A 17,465-nucleotide genomic window follows, 5' to 3' on the forward strand; every position below is an offset into this window, starting at 1 on the left:
GGGCCCTGCCGTGGGCGGCATCTCATTCCCCCCGTGAGGTGCCGCCCTTCTCCGTTTGGGAGCGGTCCCGGAGTCGGTCGTGCGCTGGCGCGCGGAGTGCTTCTGCACGGATCCAACTGCGCGAGAAGTTCTGCACAGGACGCGCGAATCGCGCACCGCGGTCGGGAAGCGGGTGCCTAGCGTCGGGGGATGACCGATTCTTTCGTCATCCAGCCACGCGGTGTCGGCGTACCGGCACCGTCGACGACGATGCCGGTCGAGGCTGCTCCGTTGCAGGTCGATCCGGCGTTCGGCGCCCTTGCCGCGTGCTGCGCCGATGAAGCGGTGACGGACATCTTCGTCAACGGGGCGGCCGGGCTCTTCGTGGATCGCGGAAACGGCGCCGAGCGCGTGACGGAGTGGAGCGCGTCGGAGCGGGAGGTGCGCGATCTCGCCGTCGCTCTCGTCGGTCTGGGTGGCAGGCATCTCGACGACCAGGCGCCGTGCGTCGACGTACGGCTGGCTTCCGGCATCCGCGTGCATGCCGTGCTCGCCCCGGTCTCGACGTCCGGAACAGCCCTCTCGATCAGGGTGCCGCGGGTGCGCGCCGCCGATCTCGACGCCCTTGCTGGGCTCGGCGCGTTCGATGCGCGTCAGCAGGGCTGGCTGACGGCACTCGTCGCCGAGCGCGCGAACATCCTCATCACCGGCGGCACCGGTACAGGGAAGACGACATTGCTGTCGGCCCTTCTCAGCGCCGTGCCGCCCGGCGAGCGCATCGTCACGATCGAGGACGTGGCAGAACTGCAACCGCAGCACCCCCATCACGTCGCGCTGGAGGCGCGGCAGGCCAACCTCGAGGGAGCCGGCGGGATCAGCCTGGCCCGGCTCGTGCGCGAGTCCCTGCGGATGAGGCCCGACCGGCTGGTGGTCGGGGAGTGCCGTGGCGAGGAGGTGCGCGAGCTGCTGACCGCACTGAACACCGGCCACGACGGTGGCGCTGGCACACTCCATGCCAGCGGTCTGCGGGACGTGCCCGCTCGGCTGGAAGCATTGGGCGCGCTGGCAGGAATGGATGCCATAGCCCTCGCCCGGCAGGCGGTGAGCGCGTTCACGGTCGTGCTGCACCTGGCTCGCGCGCCGGATGGCACCCGGCGCATCGCACAGGCGGGCGTCTTCACGGTGAACGGCGAACGGCTCGGTATCGAGGAGGTGCAGCCATGGTGAGAGTCTCTCGTGCTGGCAGCGCCGCGGCCGCGGCCGAGGACGCGGCGACGGCCGTGCGCACGCTGGCGGTGCTGCTCCAGGCGGGTGCGGTACCGCTGGTCGCCTGGCGGCACCTCGCCGAGAGCGGCGACCCGCACGCAGCCAGGATCGTCGATCGGGTCGACAGAGGCATGCCACTGCTCGGCGCGGTCGAAGCCGAGGGCGGCGCATGGGTCGATCTCGCAGCGGCGTGGGACGTCGCGACGACAGTGGGGGCACCGCTCGCCGAGGTGCTGCGGATGCTCGCCGACACCCTGCAGGACGCGGCGTCTGCCGCCGACGATGTGCGGATCGCGCTCGCCGAACCGGCCGGCACTGCGCGGCTGCTGCTGTGGATGCCGTTGGCTGGACTCCTGCTGGGCTTCGCGCTCGGCTTCGACACGCTCACGGTCGTCGTCTCGAACCCGATCGGCGGCGCCTGCGTCGTCGCCGGGCTCGGCCTCGTGCTGGTGGCGCGGGCGTGGACCCGACGCCTGCTGCGCACGGCGCAGCCCGAACCGGGAACGCCGGGTATGCAGGCCGAGCTGGTCGCGGTGGCCCTTTCTGGAGGCGCCTCGATCGATCGCGCACTGCGACTGGTCAGCGAGAGCTCAGCGAGCGATCAGGGCGGGGAGGAACGCACCCGATCGGTGCTGGACCTCTCCCGGGCGGCCGGAGTCCCCGCCGGCGAGCTCCTGCGCGCCTCCGCCGCGCAGGACCGCCACACCGCCCGCGTGCGGGGCAGGCTCGCGGCAGCGCGGCTCTCGACCCGGCTGCTCATTCCGCTCGGCGTGTGCACCCTCCCGGCCTTCCTCCTCCTCGGTGTCGCACCGCTGCTGCTCAGCGTGCTCGCCTCGACCCCTCTACCGCTGTGACCGAACCCACGACCACGGACGCCGGACGGCGTCCAGAGAGAAAGAAGGAACACCATGAACACCATCCCCACACTTGACCGCCGTCGTGCGGCGGCGCTGTTCCTCGATGACAGCGGTGCCGCCACGGCCGAGTACGCCATCACGACGATGGCCGCTGTCGCCTTCGCCGGCCTGCTGGTCGTCATCATGCGCTCAGAGGAGGTTCGCGGCATCCTCACCGATCTCGTGCGGCGGGCGCTCACGGTGTCGTGATGCGCCTACCGGTTCGTGCCAGACGGAGCAGGCTCGGCCGAGACCCGGCGGGTGAACGCGGCTCGGTCGCCGCCGAGCTCGCGCTCGCGCTGCCCGCGGTCGTCCTGACGCTCCTGCTGGGTGCCGGAGCGCTCGGCGCGGCGTCGCGGCAGGTCGCGCTGCAGGATGCCGTGGCCGATGCGGCCCGCCTCCTCGGCCGCGGCGAGAGTGTTGCAGCCGCCGAGGCAGCCGTCGCGGCATCCGTCGCCGGAGCAGGCATCTCGACCGCATCACCGGGTGATCTCGTGTGCGTGACAGCGCGCCTCGAGGTGGCGGTCGGTGCTGTCATCCGGGTGCCGCTGCAGGCGTCCAGCTGCGCACTCGGCGGTGGTCGCTGATGGCCGGGTCGGCGCTCGGAGCAGGGCTCCTGGCCGTCACGGCCGTGCTGTCCCTGGGGCTTGCGGCCGTCGGCGGGGCCGCGGTCACCGCCCAACGTGCGGCGGGTGCGGCCGATGCTGCCGCGCTCGCCGCGGCCGATGCGGCGAGCGGTGCGATCGCCTCTCCGGAGTCGCCGTGCGACCTCGCCGGAAGGGTCGCGGCGGCTGCCGGAGCGACCCTCACCGCGTGCGCCGTGGAGGGCTTCGTTGCGACCGTACAGGTGGAGGCGGCGTACGCTGGACTCGCTGCCGTCTCCCGAGCCCGTGCCGGGCCACCCGAGGGAAACTGACGGCGGCGCATACTTCCGTCACTGTGAACGACCCCACGCAGTGGTGTGTATGGTGTGCTTCGAAGAAAGGACGCACCCTTGGCTGAAGGCAAGAAGCTCGTCATCGTCGAGTCCCCGACGAAGATGCGGTCTATTCAGGGATACCTCGGCGACGGTTACGAGGTGCTCAGCTCCGTCGGCCATATCCGTGATCTCGCCGACAAGAAGGACATCCCGGCCGAGGACAAGCAGGCCTACGGCAAGTACTCGATCGACATCGAGAACGGCTTCGACCCCTACTACGTCGTGTCCGACCGCAAGACCAAGACGGTCGCCGAACTCAAGCGTGCGCTGAAGACCGCCGACGAGCTCCTGCTCGCAACCGATGAGGACCGCGAGGGCGAGGCGATCGCCTGGCACCTGCTCGAGACCCTCAAGCCGAAGGTCCCCGTCAAGCGCATGGTCTTCCATGAGATCACCAAGGACGCGATCCAGGCGGCCGTCGGCAACACCCGCGAGCTCGACCACGACCTCGTCGACGCGCAGGAGACCCGCCGCATCCTCGACCGCCTCTACGGCTGGGACGTCTCGCCCGTGCTTTGGTACAAGGTGAAGACCGGCATCTCTGCGGGCCGCGTGCAGTCAGCGGCCACCCGCCTGGTCGTCGATCGGGAGCGCGAGCGGATGGCGTTCTCGTCCGCCGAGTACTGGGACGTCGACGCCGCAGCGGCAGCGACCGGCACCAGCTTCAAGATCCGCCTCGTCCGCGTCGACGGCGGTCAACTGGCTCGAGGCACCGACTTCGATGACAACGGCAAGCTCAAGAAGGCCGTCATCATCCTCGATGAGGCCGCGGCCACAGCCCTCGCCCAGGCGGTCGAAACCGTAGGCACCGGAACCGTCACCAAGGTCGAGGCGAAGCCCGGCACCCGCAGCCCGTATGCCCCCTTCACGACCTCGACCATGCAGCAGGAGGCAGGGCGCAAGCTCTCGATGGGTGCGAAGCAGGCGATGAGCGTCGCCCAGCGCCTGTACGAGAAGGGGTACATCACTTATATGCGTACCGACTCCGTCGCGCTGAGCACCCAGGCGGTGCAGGCTGCGCGGAGCCAGGCCGTGGCCCTGTACGGCGACGCCGCCGTGCCGCTGAAGCCGCGGGTCTACAAGTCGAAGAGCAAGAATGCGCAGGAGGCGCACGAGGCGATCCGCCCATCGGGTGAGAACTTCCGCACTCCGGCATCCCTCTCCGGTGAGCTCGACCGCGAGGAACAGCGTCTCTACGACCTCATCTGGAAGCGCACCGTCGCCAGCCAGATGGCCGACGCAAAGTACGAGACCACCACGGTCACCATCGCCGTGGATGCCGCTGGGCAGACCGTCGAGTTCACGGCATCCGGCACCGTCTACACCTTCAAGGGCTTCCTGGAGGCGTACGAGGAGGGCCGCGACGAGAAGCGCGGCGATGCCGATGCGGCCGAGAACCAGTCGCTGCCGGCGGTCGCCGTCGGCGACGCGCTCGCCGTGTCGGATGCCGAGGCGAAGGGCCACCGCACCACGCCCAAGCCCCGTTACACCGAGGCATCCCTCGTGAAGGTGCTCGAGGAGAAGGGCATCGGTCGTCCTTCGACGTTCGCATCGATCCCCGAGACGATCCTCGACCGCGGCTACGCGGTCAAGCGCGGCCAGGCTCTGGTGCCCACATGGCTCGCATTCAGCGTCGTGCGTCTGCTCGAGGAGCACTTCGCCGAGCTCGTCGACTACGACTTCACCGCAGCACTCGAGGATGACCTCGACACGATCGCGCGCGGCGAGCAGAACCGTGTCGAATGGCTCAAGTCGTTCTACTTCGGATCCGATTCGCATGTCGGCCTCCGTCAGGTCGTCGACAACCTCGGCGAGATCGATGCGCGGGCGCTGAACTCCACGCGCATCACCGATACGGCGACACTGCGCTTCGGCAAGTACGGTCCATATCTCGAGGTCGTGGATCCTGCGAACCCCGAGGCCAAGCCGCGTATCGTGAACGTGCCGGAAGACCTGGCACCCGACGAACTCACCGAGGCCAAGGCGCAGGAGCTCATCGACGCACCCGTCGCCGGAGACCGCGTACTCGGTGAGAATCCCGAGAACGGCAAGATCATCGTCGTCAAGGACGGGCGCTTCGGTCCCTACGTGCAGGAGAACGATCCGGTCGATCCGGACGCTGTCGACGAGGCCACCGGCGAGGTCGTCGAAGCACCGAAGCCGAAGCGCGGAGCCAAGAAGGAAACGGCGCCCAAGCCGCGGACCGGCTCGCTGTTCCGGTCGATGTCCGTCGAGACGATCGACCTGGACACCGCTCTGCAGTTGCTCAGCCTGCCGCGTGTCGTCGGCACCGATCCCGAGACAGGCGACGAGATCACCGCGCAGAACGGCCGATTCGGGCCGTATCTGAAGAAGGGCGCCGACTCGCGCTCGCTGGAGAGCGAAGCGCAGATCTTCGACGTGACGCTGGAGCAGGCTCTCGAGATCTATGCTCAGCCGAAGTACGGCGCCGGCTCCCGCCGCGCATCCAGCGCACTCGCCGAGTTCGATGCCGACCCCGTCAGCGGCAAGCCGATCCGCATCCGGGACGGACGGTTCGGCGCGTACGTCACCGACAGCGTGACGAACGTCACGATCCCGCGCGGTGAGAAGCCCGAGGACATCACCTTCGAGCGAGCTGTGGAGATGCTCGCTGACAAGCGTGCGAAGGGACCCGCTCCCAAGCGCGGTGCCAAGACGGCCGCGGCGAAGAAGGCTCCCGCGAAGAAGGCCCCGGCGAAGAAGGCACCTGCCAAGAAGGCTCCGGCCAAGACCGCTGCGAAGAAGGCTCCGGCGAAGACGGATGCGGCGAAGGCCGCTGCCCGCTCGGCGGCGGCCAAGAAGGCCGCGGCGACGCGGGCTGCCAACGCGGCCAAGAAGAAGGCGGACGCGTGACCGAAGGGTCCGGCATCTGGATCACTCTCGAGGGCGGCGACGGCTCCGGCAAGACCACGCAGGCGAATCTCCTCGAGTCGTGGCTGACCGGTGCGGGGCACGCCGTGCTGCGCACTCGCGAGCCGGGCGGTTCCGAGGTGGGGCACCTCATCCGCGACATCGTCCTGCATCATCGCGGTGACATCGCTCCGCGGGCCGAGGCGCTGCTGTACGCGGCCGATCGTGCGCACCATGTCGCGACCGTCGTACGACCAGCGCTGCAGCGCGGAGACGTGGTTCTGCAGGATCGCTACCTCGACTCCTCCGTCGCGTATCAGGGGGCCGGCCGCGTGCTCGATGCCACCGAGATCCGTGAGCTGTCGCTGTGGGCTGCTGAGGGGGCACTGCCCGATCTCACGGTGCTTCTCGACCTGGATCCCGCGACCGCTCGGACGCGGCTGGACTCGGCCGACAAGCCCTTCGATCGCCTGGAGGCGGAGAAGGCCGAGTTCCACGGACGGGTCAGGGACGCATACCTGGCGCTCGCTGCCGCCGAGCCCGATCGTTTCCTCGTGGTCGACGCCGCTGGTGATCCGGATGCCATCGCCGCCGGCATCCGCACCCGCGTCGCCGCGCTCTTCGCCTGAGTCCTGCTGGTCGTCGACCAATGGGCTGTCCCTGCTCCCGGTTAGGCTGAGTCCATGCCCCAGACTGTCGCCGCTCCGTTTCCCTGGGCCGACGTATGGGGGCAGGATGCTGCTGTCGAGACGCTGCGCGCCGCAGCATCCGATCCCGCAGCCCTCTCGCACGCCTGGCTGATCACCGGCCCACCCGGGTCCGGGCGGTCGACACTCGCCTATGCGTTCGCGGCCGCACTGGTCGCCGATGAACCAGGTGACGAGGCGGCGATGCGCCAAGTGCTCGCCGGTACCCATCCCGACGTCACGGCGCTGCGCACCGACAAGGTCATCATCACGATCGCCGAGGCTCGTGCTCTCGTCGAACGCTCGTACTTCGCGCCATCAGCGGGTCGCTATCGCGTGATCGTCGTCGAAGACGCCGATCGCATGGTCGAGCGCACCTCCAACGTGCTGCTGAAGGCGCTCGAAGAGCCGCCGGAGCAGACGGTGTGGATCCTGTGCGCGCCCAGCGAAGCCGATCTGCTGCCGACGATCCGCTCCCGCGTCCGCTCGCTGCGCCTGCGCGAGCCCGACGTCGCCGATGTCGCCCGGCTGATCGTGCTGCGCACCGGCGTCGATGAGGTCGTCGCCGAGCAGGCCGCACGTCATGCGCAGCGTCACATCGGCATGGCTCAGCGGCTGGCCGTCGACGAGAACGCCCGCCGTCGACGGGATGACACCCTTCGCTCCGTGCTCGCGGTGCGCGGCGTCGGTGATGCCGTGGAGGTCGCCGGGCGCATCATCCAGGCCGCGACCGAGGATGCGAAGGCGCTGACGGCCGAGCGCGACGCGACCGAGCGCGCATCACTGCTGCGTACCGTCGGCATCGCCGAGGGGCAGGCGGTGCCACCCGCGCTGCGCGCACAGCTGTCGGCGCTGGAGGACGATCAGAAGAAGCGCGCGACGCGAAGTCTGCGTGACGGCATCGACCGCGTGCTCACCGATATGCAATCGCTGTTCCGCGACGTCGTGATGCTCCAGTTCGGCCGGGACGACGAGCTCATCAACAGCGAATTGCGTGCCGAGCTGAGCGGGCTCGCGGCCGCATGGCCTGAGACACGTACGCTTGTCGTACTTGACCACCTTGCCGAGACGCGTCAGTCGCTGGAGCGCAACGTCGCACCGCTGCTCGCCCTGGAGAGCTTGCTCGTGACTGTCACGAGCGGGAGGACACCGTGACCCACCGTACGACTTCCCGCATCCGGCGCGCTTCCGCGCTCATCGCCGGCCTTGCCGCCGCATCCGTCGCACTCTCCGGATGCCTCTATGCGATGATCCCCGAGCAGGCGGCTCCGCGTCCGTCCCGCACGAATGCGCCGGACACCGAGGGGGTTGCCGAGAACCTGCTCCGGTATTACGGGCAGACGCTGGACTGGAGCGAGTGCGGCAACGGTTTCGACTGCACCGAGGTCACCGCGCCACTGGACTGGGAGAATCCGGGCGACGGCGAGATCCAGCTCTCGGTGGTGCGCCACCAGGCGGAGGGAACGCCGCTCGGCTCGCTGCTGACCAATCCCGGCGGGCCAGGCGCGAGCGGCGTCGACCTCATCCAGGGGAGCCTCGACTTCGCTGTCGGTTCTGCTCTCATCGAAAGCTACGACGTGATCGGCTTCGATCCGCGTGGCGTCGGCCAGTCCACGGCCGTGACCTGCCTCGACGCGGCAGGGATGGACGACTACCTCTACGGCATCCCGGTGGCCCCGCGTGGCACCCCGGAGTGGGAGGCCGAACTGCTCGAGACGCATAAGACGTTCGCCGACGCGTGCGAAGCGAACAGCGGCGGCATCCTCGAGCACATCACCACCATCAACTCGGCGCGCGACATGGATCTGATCCGCGCGGTCCTCGGCGACAAGCAGCTGAACTACCTCGGTTTCTCGTACGGTACGTTCCTCGGCGCGACCTACGCGAAGCTCTACCCGGAGAAGGCCGGTCGCCTTGTCCTCGATGGCGCGATCGATCCTTCCGTGCCTGGGCTCGAGGTGGGCGCCACACAGGCACTCGGTTTCGAGTCCGCACTGCGGGCGTACATGCAGGATTGCCTCGATTCCGGCGAGTGCCCGTTCAACGGCACGGTCGACGACGCCATGGCCGATCTCGGTGCGCTGCTCGCGAGTGCCGATCGTCTGCCGCTCGAGAACGGCGACGGACGCATGATGGGCGCCGACGCGATGATGACTGCGATCATCGCCGCGCTGTACTCGCAGGAGAGCTGGAGCTACCTCACCCAGGCGTTGACCGAGGCGCTGCAGGGTGACCCGGCCACAGCCTTCTATCTCGCCGACTTCTACAACGGTCGTGAGGACGGCACCTATATCGACAACTCGAGCGAAGCCTTCCGTGCCTACAACTGCATGGACTACCCGGTCGAGAACGACCCCGCTGCGGAGGAGGCCACGATGGCCAAGATCCGTGAGGGCGCACCCACGATCGCACCGTACTGGAGTGGTCCGGACTCCTGTGAGGTGTGGCCGTACCCGCCGACCGGCACACGGGGCGAGATCACTGCCGCCGGTGCGGGGCCGATCCTCGTGATCGGCACGACGAACGACCCGGCGACTCCCTACGCGTGGTCGGAGGCGCTCGCGGGCCAGCTCGAAGAGGGCGTTCTGATCACCCGTGTCGGCGAGGGGCACACCGGTTACAACAAGGGCAATCTGTGCGTGGACGACGCGGTCGAGGCGTTCTTCCTCAACGACGTCGTGCCGGAAGACGGTCTGCGCTGCGAGTGAACCCGCGTCGGTTCGCGGCGCGCTCTCGGACAGGGTAATATCGTTGATCGTGCCGCTTATGCGGCACACGCCGCCCTAGCTCAGTCGGCAGAGCATCTCACTCGTAATGAGAAGGTCAAGGGTTCGATTCCCTTGGGCGGCTCCGAAGGCCCCGTGATGTGAAGAACATCACGGGGCCTTTCCCGTCCCGGCGGCGTACCCTCGAAGTATGAGCAGAGCACTTCTCATCGTCGATGTGCAGAACGATTTCACCGAGGGCGGCGCGCTCGCCGTCGCCGGTGGAGATGCCGTGGCATCCGGGATCACCGCGTTCCTCGCTGACCACGCGGGCGACTACGACGCCATCATCGCCTCGCGCGACTGGCACGATGTCGATGGCGATAACGGTGGCCATTTCTCGGACGCTCCGGACTTCGTGGACACCTGGCCGACGCACTGCGTCGCCGGCACCGACGGGGCCGAGTACGACCCGTTGTTCGTGACGGATGCGGTGACTCATCACGTCCGTAAAGGGCAGGGCAAGCCTGCCTACTCGATGTTCGAGGGTGTCACCGAAGACGGTCTGACCGTCGGGACGGTGCTGACGGCCGGTGGTGTGTTGAGCGTCGATGTGGTCGGGATCGCGACGGACCATTGCGTGCGGGCATCCGCTCTGGATGCGATCGAGCACGGGGTGCGCGTGCGCATCCTCACCGATCTCATCGCGGGGGTCGCAGCGGAGCCGAGCGAGGCGGCGCTCGCGGAACTCGCGCACGCCGGTGCGGAGCTGGTCGAGAGCACCGAGGCGTGAGTCGCAGTGTTCTCCTACTGCGGGCGGTGAACGTCAGCGGCAGGAACTCCGTTCCGATGGCGCGCCTGCGCGAGCGGCTGACGGCATCGGGGATCGTCGAGGACGTGTCGACGTACATCGCGAGCGGGAACATCGTCTGCGCGCATCCGCAGGACTCTGCGGCGGCCTGCGCCCAGGTGCGGCGGCTGATCGCCGATGAGTTCGGCGTCGACACCCCGGTGATCCTGCGTACGCATGATGCTCTGGTCGCCTCGCTCGCCGCACAGCCGTTCGCGAATCCGGTGGAGAAGCTGCTGCACGCAATGTTCCTGGAGGGCTCGCCGACACCGGGCGCGGTGGAGGCTCTGCGGGAGCGGTTGGTGCCGGGAGAGGAGCTCGCCCTGGTCGGCGACGACCTCTGGATCAACTACGCCGAAGGTGGCGTTCACGCGACCAAACTGACGAAGGCGGTGCTCGATCGGGCGTTGGGCGTCGCCGGCACTGCGCGCAATCTGCGCACGACCAGGAAGCTGGCCGAGTTGACCGCCTAGGTCGCGTCGATCTCACGGCTGAGCGCGGTCGGCGGATGCTGAAGGCGCGCCTGCACATCGACACGGCGAGTCCCGCATCCCGCACATTTCACATAGAGCAGCACGCCGTCGGACGTCGGATGCCGGGATTCGGTGACCCAAGCGTGTTCGTGCAGTGCTTTCCGGGGGAGTGCGACCGGTACCGGTCGGGTGTCGAGATCAGCCATGGTTCCAGCGTGATGTAATGGCCTTATGCATCTCAACCCTTACGGCGAATATGCGGTCCTGATGGCGGCGTCGCTCGCGAACGAGTGGCCCGCCGACCGCGACGGGATAGAGGAACGCACCCGGGAATTCGGCATGACGATGGCGTTCCCCGAGGCTTCGGATGACCACGCCCGCACGCGAGAGGTGATCGACGAATGGCTGAGCGTTGTCGATGCCGGCTCCGGCTCGATGCGCGCCGACGCGCTCAACGCCGTGATGGCGGCGACGGCGGCGTATCCGCGACTCACCGACCACGATGGCGAGGGTTGGCACCTGCACTATCGCGACGACATCCAGAGGCTACCCGCCGTGCTGCGTGCGGTGATCTCCGTCGGCACGGCGCTGCATTTGTCCACGCGGGGGATGAGCCGGCTCGGTCGCTGTGCGGCCGAGCCGTGCACTCATGTGGTCGTCGATGTGACCCGCAACGGCCGGCAGCGGTACTGCTCGGTGCGCTGCGCCAACCGCGCCGCCGTGCGTCGGCACCGGGCGCGTTACTGACCGGGGACGCCGGCCGGGTTGCCGAGGGATGTGACGGATCTACTCGGGGCCATCGGGACGCTTCTACTCTGCATCTCGTTCGGTCATCGCGAGGGAACGCCAATTGCTTCCCATGCGCTCGTACGTCACGATCGCATGGCAATTGCGGCAGCGGACATCACATTTCGCGATCTCCTCTGCGATGCAAGGGATGCTGAATCCGTTGCGTATGAGTTGCATGACGCCGTCTCGCTTGTGGGTGCCTGGTCTGTGGTCGAAATCCAGAACTCTGAGGTCGGACGCTCCGCAATCAACGCATGGGTGATCGATCAGGTACTGGGTGACGTAGGCGAGACTCATCGCCTTCTGTGCAACGGTTCGCGCGCGGATCACGGCGATGTGATGCTCGCGATTGCGCTGGTAGTAGCGCCGTGAGGATGCCCGATTGCAGTCGCGGCAGACCTCTTGGCGCCCGTCTGCCCGCGACGACTTTCGATTGAAGCTTGTCAGGGCCTTGAACTGCCGGCATGTCGCGCACTGCTTCAGTGCGCCGTCCGAAGGCGTTATCGCATCGTCATCGTGCATGTCTCTTCCCGACGTCGTTGCTGTGACGATATCGCCACGCTCTGACATCAAGAGGGCAGGACCCGACGCGAGTGCACGGTGCGAAAATCGCAGCCGCACTCGATCCGAGTAACAACACGGTGGGCCCCGAGGGGCTCGAACCCTCGACCCGCGGATTAACTTGCCACTTCGGCTTTCGCCGCCGCCCGTTGGGCGTTCGTGGTCTGGACTGTCCCTTCACCATAGCTTTCGCCGTAGGTGCCACCCGTCCAGTCTCTACACCTTCCGAACTCGCGTCCGGCTTGGCTCGGGATTGCCAACTGGTTGCCCAGTAAGGGTTCCCCGACTTTGAGTGGTGTCATCCCCGGAGTTTCCCCCGAGGCGCTCCTATTTTGTTGAAGTCCGATGCTCTGCCAACTGAGCTAGAGGCCCGTGTCCTCCCAGTCTAGTGCGCCCGATTGATGGTCTCTGCTCGGCAGCCCGTGCGCACTCGTCACGGGCGCACAGAAGCGGCCGCCGACGACAAATGTCATCGGCGGCCGCTTCTGATCCTCGTGCGAGTCCCCCGACCCGCACGAGGATCAGATACCGAGAATCCCCACTCGGCGAGCCCGCTGCTACTGAGCGGGCGGCATCAGCACCGTGTCGATCAGGTACACGGTGGCGTTCGCGGTCTGCACTCCGCCGCAGATCACCATCGCGTCGTTGACCATCCACTCGTCACCGCTTCCGGTGACTTCGAGGTCTGCGCCCTGCACCGTGGTGTGCGTGCCGGCGATGTCAGCGGGCGCGATCTGCCCAGGAACGACGTGGTAGGTGAGGATCGACGACAGCGTGGCGCTGTCGGTCTTGAGTGCCTCGATGGTCGCCGGGTCGATCTTCGCGAAGGCCTCGTCGACCGGCGCGAAGACGGTGAACTCGTCGCCGTTGAGGGTGTCGACCAGGTTCACATCCGGGTTGAGCTGTCCGCTCACCGCGGCAACCAGGGTCTTCAACAGCGGGTTGTTGGATGCCGCGACAGCGACAGGGTCCTGAGACATGCCCTGCACGGAACCGGCGCCGTCCGGGACGGCCTCGGCATATGCCGCGCAGCCAGGACCGACGAGGTTCGCTGCCGGATCCATCGTCTCGGGGGCTTCGGACTCCTCCGAGGTCTCGGGAGCCTTGGGCTCGGTCGATTCCTCAGCGGGGCCACTGCCCATGGCACAACCCGAGAGCACGAGAACGCTGGCGAAGCCGAGCGACAATGCTGCGGTGATCTTCTTCTTGGTGCTGAACATCTCTACCTCCGGAGATCAAGACCACGGCATCTCCGTGGCGTCGACATCTGTTCGGAGCCCGTCGCAGATCGGATGGGAAGAATCTCAGATCCCGCAGAATCCAATCCGACAGGCCCATCCGGAGCGAACAATCACTGACGGAGGCGAGGACACGATGCCATCGCCGGGGGTCACGGTCGATGTGACGCCGGGGTCGAGGCTCCTTCCTCACATTCAGGTGACGCTCGCACGCAATCGAGGGGAGATGCGGCATGCTGGTGGAGATGGTCATCGACGGAATGGACGTGCCCGAGGACGGGACGGCGAGCGACGCCGTCGCCGAGCTCCTCATCCGCACTGCCGACGGCGACCAGCGGGCTTTCGCGGACCTGTACGACACGCTCTCCCCGCGCGTCTTCGGACTGATACTCCGAGTGCTCGTGAACCGCGCACAGAGCGAGGAAGTGCTGCAGGAGGTCTTCCTCGAGATCTGGCAATCCGCATCCCGGTTCGCTCCGAACAAGGGGCAGGGAAGAGCATGGGTGATGACGATCGCACATCGTCGGGCCATCGATCGGGTACGCGCATCACAATCCAGTTCGGACCGCGATGTGCGAGCAGGGTTGCGTGATATCGGAGTCGCCCACGACAGCGTCGCCGAGCAGGTGGAGCTGGGCATCGACGGCGAGAAGGTCGTCGAAGCGCTGGGTGGCCTGCCCGAAGCGCAGCGCGAAGCGCTCGTCCTCGCTTATTACGGTGGCTACAGTCAGAACGAGATATCGGTGCTCATCGGAGCACCACTGGGAACGATCAAGACTCGGATGCGAGACGGACTCACACGTCTCCGTGCGGCGATGGGGGTGACGGCATGAACGAGAAGGAGTTCGCGGAGCTCGCGGCCGGCGCCGCCCTGCACGCGCTGTCACCCGAAGATGATGCGCGCTTCCGCGGCGCTCTCGCCGCGCACCCCGAATGGCGGGGGATCGTCGAGGAGGATGCCGAGACGGCCGCGTCGCTTGCCTTCGCGTTGCCGGTGGCTCCGCCGGACGGCATCCGCGCGTCTCTCCTCGCCCAGATCGCGCAGACCCCACAGACCCCGCACGGAGAGAACTCCCCGACATCGAGTGTCCCGCTGGCCGAGTCTTCGCTCGCGGCGCCCGAGATCCTGGAGCGACGGCCGCAGCGCCGCTGGAGCCGGGCGATTCTGGCGCTCGCCGCATGCCTCGCCGTTCTGGTCGGATTGGGAATCGGTGCGGTGGCGCTCAGCCAACAGCTGAACCGTCCGGCGGACGTCATCGCGCTCGACGAGATCCGGTCGGCTGATGATGCCGCGCAGGCCAGCATCGAACTGGAATCGGGAGGCACGGCCACGGCGTACTGGTCGGATTCTCTCGGGGCAGCCGTGCTCGTCACGGACGGTATCGCGGCGCCGAGCGACGGCGAGACGTACGAACTGTGGTTCGTTCGAGGGGAGACACCCGTCTCCGCCGGTGTCTTCACGGTCGACGGCGGCGATGCGACGGCGGCTCTGCAGGGCGACATGCATGCCGGCGACGTCATCGCGGTGACCGTCGAGCAGGCCGGCGGTTCGCCGAGCGGACAGCCGACCAGCGATCCGGTGATCGTGATTCCGACGGCCTGAGCCACCCCGCACGGGTAGCCTTGTTCGATGCCCGAGCAGCACTCCCGACCCGTGCGTCGTCCGACCAGCGCCTTCGACAACCTGGTCGGCGCCCACGACCCCGCCGAGGAGACGCGAACGGCTCATGCCACCGCATCCGCTCTGCTGACACGGGTGCGCGCCGACGAAAGCGGCGTGAGTGCCGAGCGCCTGGTGGCGTTCACCGCCGAGCACGGCATCGACGAGATCGCCGAGCTCTGGTCGAAGGCTCCGGCGCGCACGCTCCCCGGTGCTCTCTGGCGGCTGTACCTCCTGCAGCTCGCGATCCACGGCGATCCGCAGACCGCGGCGCTGCTCTACGAGCGCGGGCGCGTCGAGCTGCTGTCGGCGGATGCTGTCGTCGCAGGAGCCCCAGTACCGGCTAACCCCGACGAACTCGTCGAACTCATCGACACGATCCTGCGGGGCGCGTTCCGCGGCGACTTCGCCGTGGCGCTCGAGCGGGCGGCCGCGTTCTGCCGTGTCCAGGCCTCGGGTGCGACGCACACGGCGGATGATTACGAGCCGACCGAGCCGGTCAGAGCGAGCGAGCTCACGACACGGGCGCTGAGACTGAGCAGCTATGCGCAGGATCTGGCGGCATCAGCGGTGCTGTGGCGGGCGAGCGCCCTGGCCTGAAGGAGCGGCGCAGGTATGAAAAGACCGGGCCGCAAGAACGCCTCTCGGCGGAAGGCCGCTCAAAGCGGCAAAAATTGGAGCCCGGGGTTATGCGGCCCGGCCGATCAATAATAACGCGATACGGCGAGTGCTATTCCCGACCTCTAGGCTCATTCTCATGAACTGGCGCTTGGCATTGATGATCGACCCCGTCGCCGCGGGTGAGGAACGCGCCGATTTCGGCGACACGTTCACGGCAGTGGATGCTGCCGCTCCGGCCCTCAGCGTCGGCGAACTCAGCACGCAGCGTGGAGACGGCGTCTTCGAGTCGATCGGTGTGATCGACGCCCACGCGCAGGAAGTGGTGCCGCATCTGGAGCGGCTCGCCCATTCGGCGAAACTGTGCGATCTGCCCGTTCCGAATCTCGTGCAGTGGCGTCAGGCCGTCGATCTGGCGGCGGCGCAGTGTCCGGCGGGGGAGTCCGTCATCAAGCTCATCCTCAGCCGGGGTGTCGAGCACGGGCCGACGCCCACCGCGTGGGTGACGGCGGCGCCGGCATCCGACTTCACCGTGCCGCGCGAACGCGGGATCAGAGTCGTCACGCTCGATCGCGGCTACGACCTGAACGCGGCGGAGCGGGCCCCGTGGCTGCTGCTCGGGGCGAAGACGCTCTCGTACGCCGTGAACATGGCGGCACTGCGTGAGGCGCATCGTCGCGGCGCCGACGACGCGATCTTCCTCTCCAGCGACGGCTTCGTGCTGGAGGCGCCGACGGCCTCGCTCATCCTCCGTTTCGGCGACCGATTCGTGACGCCGGCGCCGAACGGCGGCATCCTGCACGGCACCACGCAGCTGAGCGTCTACGAGCACCTCGCGGCGCGTGGTTTCGACGTCGGGTACGCCCAGGTGCCGGCATCCGACCTCTCCCGAGCGGATGCCGCCTGGCTGGTGTCGAGCGTCCGCCTCGCAGCCCCGATCACCGCCGTCGACGAGATGGTGCTGCCGGTGGACCATGCCCTCACCGCGGAGCTGAACCGATACCTGCTGTCGCCCCGCGACTAGCGATTTTCGACGAAGCGCCCAGGAACGCAGAAGTGCCCGGGGACCGAAGTCCCCGGGCACTTCTGCCAGTCGGGCCTTATCCGAATCGGCCGGACACGTAGTCTTCGGTGGCCTGCACCGACGGGGTCGTGAAGATCGACTTGGTGTCGTCGTACTCGATGAGCTTGCCCGGCTTGCCGGTGCCGGCGATGTTGAAGAACGCCGTTCGGTCGGACACACGCGACGCCTGCTGCATGTTGTGCGTCACGATGACGATCGTGTACTCGTTCTTGAGCTCGCCGATCAGCTCTTCGATCGCGTATGTCGAGATGGGGTCCAGTGCGGAGCACGGCTCGTCCATCAGAAGCACCTCGGGCGAGACGGCGATCGCGCGGGCGATGCACAGGCGCTGCTGCTGGCCGCCGGACAGGCCGGAGCCGGGCTTGTCGAGCCGGTCCTTGACCTCGTTCCACAGGTTCGCACCGGTGAGCGACTTCTCGACCAGAGCGTCCTGGTCGGACTTCGACATGCGCGAATTGTTGAGCTTCACACCGGCGAGCACGTTCTCCTTGATCGACATCGTCGGGAACGGGTTCGGACGCTGGAAGACCATGCCGACCTGGCGGCGTACGAGTACCGGGTCGACGCCGGGGCCGTAGAGGTCCTTGCCGTCGAGCAGCACCTCGCCCTCCACGCGTGCACCGGGGATGACCTCGTGCATGCGATTGAGGGTGCGCAGGAAGGTGGACTTGCCACATCCGGACGGACCGATGAAGGCTGTCACGCTGCGCGGCTGGATCTCGAGGGAGACGCCCTCGACGGCGAGGAAGTCGCTGTAGTAGACGTTGAGGTCGTTGACTTCGATGCTCTTGGACACGTGTGTTCCTTCGG

Annotated in this window: 20 protein-coding genes and 1 tRNA gene; 17 read left to right on the forward strand and 4 right to left on the reverse strand. The window is 67.6% G+C overall.

From position 1 onward, the window contains the following. Nucleotides 1-189: 189 nt before the first annotated feature. The 12 genes from MRBLWO13_RS10245 to MRBLWO13_RS10300 all read left to right on the forward strand — a co-directional run bounded on the left by MRBLWO13_RS10245 (nt 190) and on the right by MRBLWO13_RS10300 (nt 10,705). A complete protein-coding gene (locus tag MRBLWO13_RS10245) occupies nt 190-1,206 on the forward strand; it encodes a TadA family conjugal transfer-associated ATPase (RefSeq protein ID WP_341973871.1) in 1,017 nt (338 codons plus the stop codon). After that, entirely contained in the window at nt 1,200-2,099 is a 900-nt protein-coding gene (locus MRBLWO13_RS10250) for a type II secretion system F family protein (RefSeq protein ID WP_341973872.1), read from the forward strand. Before MRBLWO13_RS10245 ends, MRBLWO13_RS10250 begins: the two co-directional genes overlap by 7 nt. 54 nt (nt 2,100-2,153) lie before the next feature. Beyond that, on the forward strand, nt 2,154-2,351 hold the full coding sequence (locus tag MRBLWO13_RS10255) for a DUF4244 domain-containing protein (RefSeq protein WP_341973873.1): 198 nt from the start codon (nt 2,154-2,156) through the stop codon (nt 2,349-2,351). Then, the gene (locus MRBLWO13_RS10260; RefSeq protein ID WP_341973874.1) at nt 2,351-2,728 is read left to right on the forward strand and encodes a TadE family type IV pilus minor pilin; all 378 of its coding nucleotides are present in this window, start codon (nt 2,351-2,353) and stop codon (nt 2,726-2,728) included. The genes MRBLWO13_RS10255 and MRBLWO13_RS10260 overlap by 1 nt, the downstream gene beginning before the upstream one ends. After that, complete coding sequence (locus MRBLWO13_RS10265; RefSeq protein ID WP_341973875.1) at nt 2,728-3,057, forward strand: Rv3654c family TadE-like protein; 330 nt, start codon at nt 2,728-2,730, stop codon at nt 3,055-3,057. Before MRBLWO13_RS10260 ends, MRBLWO13_RS10265 begins: the two co-directional genes overlap by 1 nt. A 78-nt stretch (nt 3,058-3,135) precedes the next feature. After that, nucleotides 3,136-5,994 carry a type I DNA topoisomerase gene (topA, locus tag MRBLWO13_RS10270; RefSeq protein WP_341973876.1) on the forward strand — a complete coding sequence of 953 codons (2,859 nt, stop codon included), beginning with the start codon at nt 3,136-3,138 and terminating at the stop codon, nt 5,992-5,994. Beyond that, nucleotides 5,991-6,620, forward strand: a complete 630-nt coding sequence (tmk, locus tag MRBLWO13_RS10275; protein WP_341973877.1) for a dTMP kinase — start codon at nt 5,991-5,993, stop codon at nt 6,618-6,620. Before topA ends, tmk begins: the two co-directional genes overlap by 4 nt. A gap of 54 nt (nt 6,621-6,674) precedes the next feature. Then, complete coding sequence (locus MRBLWO13_RS10280) at nt 6,675-7,832, forward strand: DNA polymerase III subunit delta' (RefSeq protein ID WP_341973878.1); 1,158 nt, start codon at nt 6,675-6,677, stop codon at nt 7,830-7,832. Continuing rightward, a complete protein-coding gene (locus MRBLWO13_RS10285; protein ID WP_341973879.1) occupies nt 7,829-9,385 on the forward strand; it encodes an alpha/beta hydrolase in 1,557 nt (518 codons plus the stop codon). The genes MRBLWO13_RS10280 and MRBLWO13_RS10285 overlap by 4 nt, the downstream gene beginning before the upstream one ends. A gap of 69 nt (nt 9,386-9,454) precedes the next feature. Further along, a tRNA-Thr gene (locus MRBLWO13_RS10290) sits at nt 9,455-9,527 on the forward strand. Between the two features lie 66 nt (nt 9,528-9,593). Then, on the forward strand, nt 9,594-10,175 hold the full coding sequence (locus MRBLWO13_RS10295; RefSeq protein ID WP_341973880.1) for an isochorismatase family protein: 582 nt from the start codon (nt 9,594-9,596) through the stop codon (nt 10,173-10,175). Further along, complete coding sequence (locus MRBLWO13_RS10300; protein ID WP_341973881.1) at nt 10,172-10,705, forward strand: DUF1697 domain-containing protein; 534 nt, start codon at nt 10,172-10,174, stop codon at nt 10,703-10,705. The genes MRBLWO13_RS10295 and MRBLWO13_RS10300 overlap by 4 nt, the downstream gene beginning before the upstream one ends. Here MRBLWO13_RS10300 and MRBLWO13_RS10305 read toward each other — a convergent pair. Next, the gene (locus MRBLWO13_RS10305) at nt 10,702-10,911 is read right to left on the reverse strand and encodes a hypothetical protein (protein WP_341973882.1); all 210 of its coding nucleotides are present in this window, start codon (nt 10,909-10,911) and stop codon (nt 10,702-10,704) included. The two genes, MRBLWO13_RS10300 and MRBLWO13_RS10305, sit on opposite strands and share 4 nt — an antisense overlap. Before the next feature lie 25 nt (nt 10,912-10,936). Here MRBLWO13_RS10305 and MRBLWO13_RS10310 point away from each other — a divergent pair, with 25 nt between their 5' ends. Next, nucleotides 10,937-11,452: a CGNR zinc finger domain-containing protein gene (locus MRBLWO13_RS10310; protein ID WP_341973883.1), complete on the forward strand. Its 516-nt coding sequence runs from the start codon at nt 10,937-10,939 to the stop codon at nt 11,450-11,452. A 63-nt stretch (nt 11,453-11,515) separates the two neighbouring features. Here the strand turns inward: MRBLWO13_RS10310 and MRBLWO13_RS10315 are convergent, their stop codons facing one another. Together MRBLWO13_RS10315 and MRBLWO13_RS10320 are read right to left on the reverse strand one after the other, a co-directional pair. Continuing rightward, complete coding sequence (locus tag MRBLWO13_RS10315; protein ID WP_341973884.1) at nt 11,516-12,016, reverse strand: hypothetical protein; 501 nt, start codon at nt 12,014-12,016, stop codon at nt 11,516-11,518. 596 nt (nt 12,017-12,612) lie between these two features. Further along, a complete protein-coding gene (locus MRBLWO13_RS10320; protein ID WP_341973885.1) occupies nt 12,613-13,275 on the reverse strand; it encodes a fasciclin domain-containing protein in 663 nt (220 codons plus the stop codon). A gap of 251 nt (nt 13,276-13,526) precedes the next feature. Between MRBLWO13_RS10320 and sigK the strand changes: the two genes are divergently transcribed. The 4 genes from sigK to MRBLWO13_RS10340 all read left to right on the forward strand — a co-directional run bounded on the left by sigK (nt 13,527) and on the right by MRBLWO13_RS10340 (nt 16,595). Then, the gene (gene sigK, locus MRBLWO13_RS10325; RefSeq protein ID WP_341973886.1) at nt 13,527-14,126 is read left to right on the forward strand and encodes an ECF RNA polymerase sigma factor SigK; all 600 of its coding nucleotides are present in this window, start codon (nt 13,527-13,529) and stop codon (nt 14,124-14,126) included. Beyond that, entirely contained in the window at nt 14,123-14,896 is a 774-nt protein-coding gene (locus MRBLWO13_RS10330) for an anti-sigma factor (protein ID WP_341973887.1), read from the forward strand. Before sigK ends, MRBLWO13_RS10330 begins: the two co-directional genes overlap by 4 nt. 27 nt (nt 14,897-14,923) lie before the next feature. Continuing rightward, complete coding sequence (locus MRBLWO13_RS10335; RefSeq protein WP_341973888.1) at nt 14,924-15,553, forward strand: DNA-directed RNA polymerase subunit beta; 630 nt, start codon at nt 14,924-14,926, stop codon at nt 15,551-15,553. A 157-nt stretch (nt 15,554-15,710) separates the two neighbouring features. Beyond that, nucleotides 15,711-16,595 (forward strand): aminodeoxychorismate lyase, encoded by an 885-nt coding sequence (locus tag MRBLWO13_RS10340; protein ID WP_341973889.1) that lies wholly within the window; start codon nt 15,711-15,713, stop codon nt 16,593-16,595. Between the two features lie 76 nt (nt 16,596-16,671). Here MRBLWO13_RS10340 and pstB read toward each other — a convergent pair whose 3' ends face one another. Then, on the reverse strand, nt 16,672-17,451 hold the full coding sequence (gene pstB / locus MRBLWO13_RS10345; protein WP_341973890.1) for a phosphate ABC transporter ATP-binding protein PstB: 780 nt from the start codon (nt 17,449-17,451) through the stop codon (nt 16,672-16,674). Nucleotides 17,452-17,465: the final 14 nt, after the last annotated feature.

Origin of the sequence: Microbacterium sp. LWO13-1.2 (assembly GCF_038397725.1) — a bacterium.
In the GTDB taxonomy this organism is placed as follows: domain Bacteria; phylum Actinomycetota; class Actinomycetes; order Actinomycetales; family Microbacteriaceae; genus Microbacterium.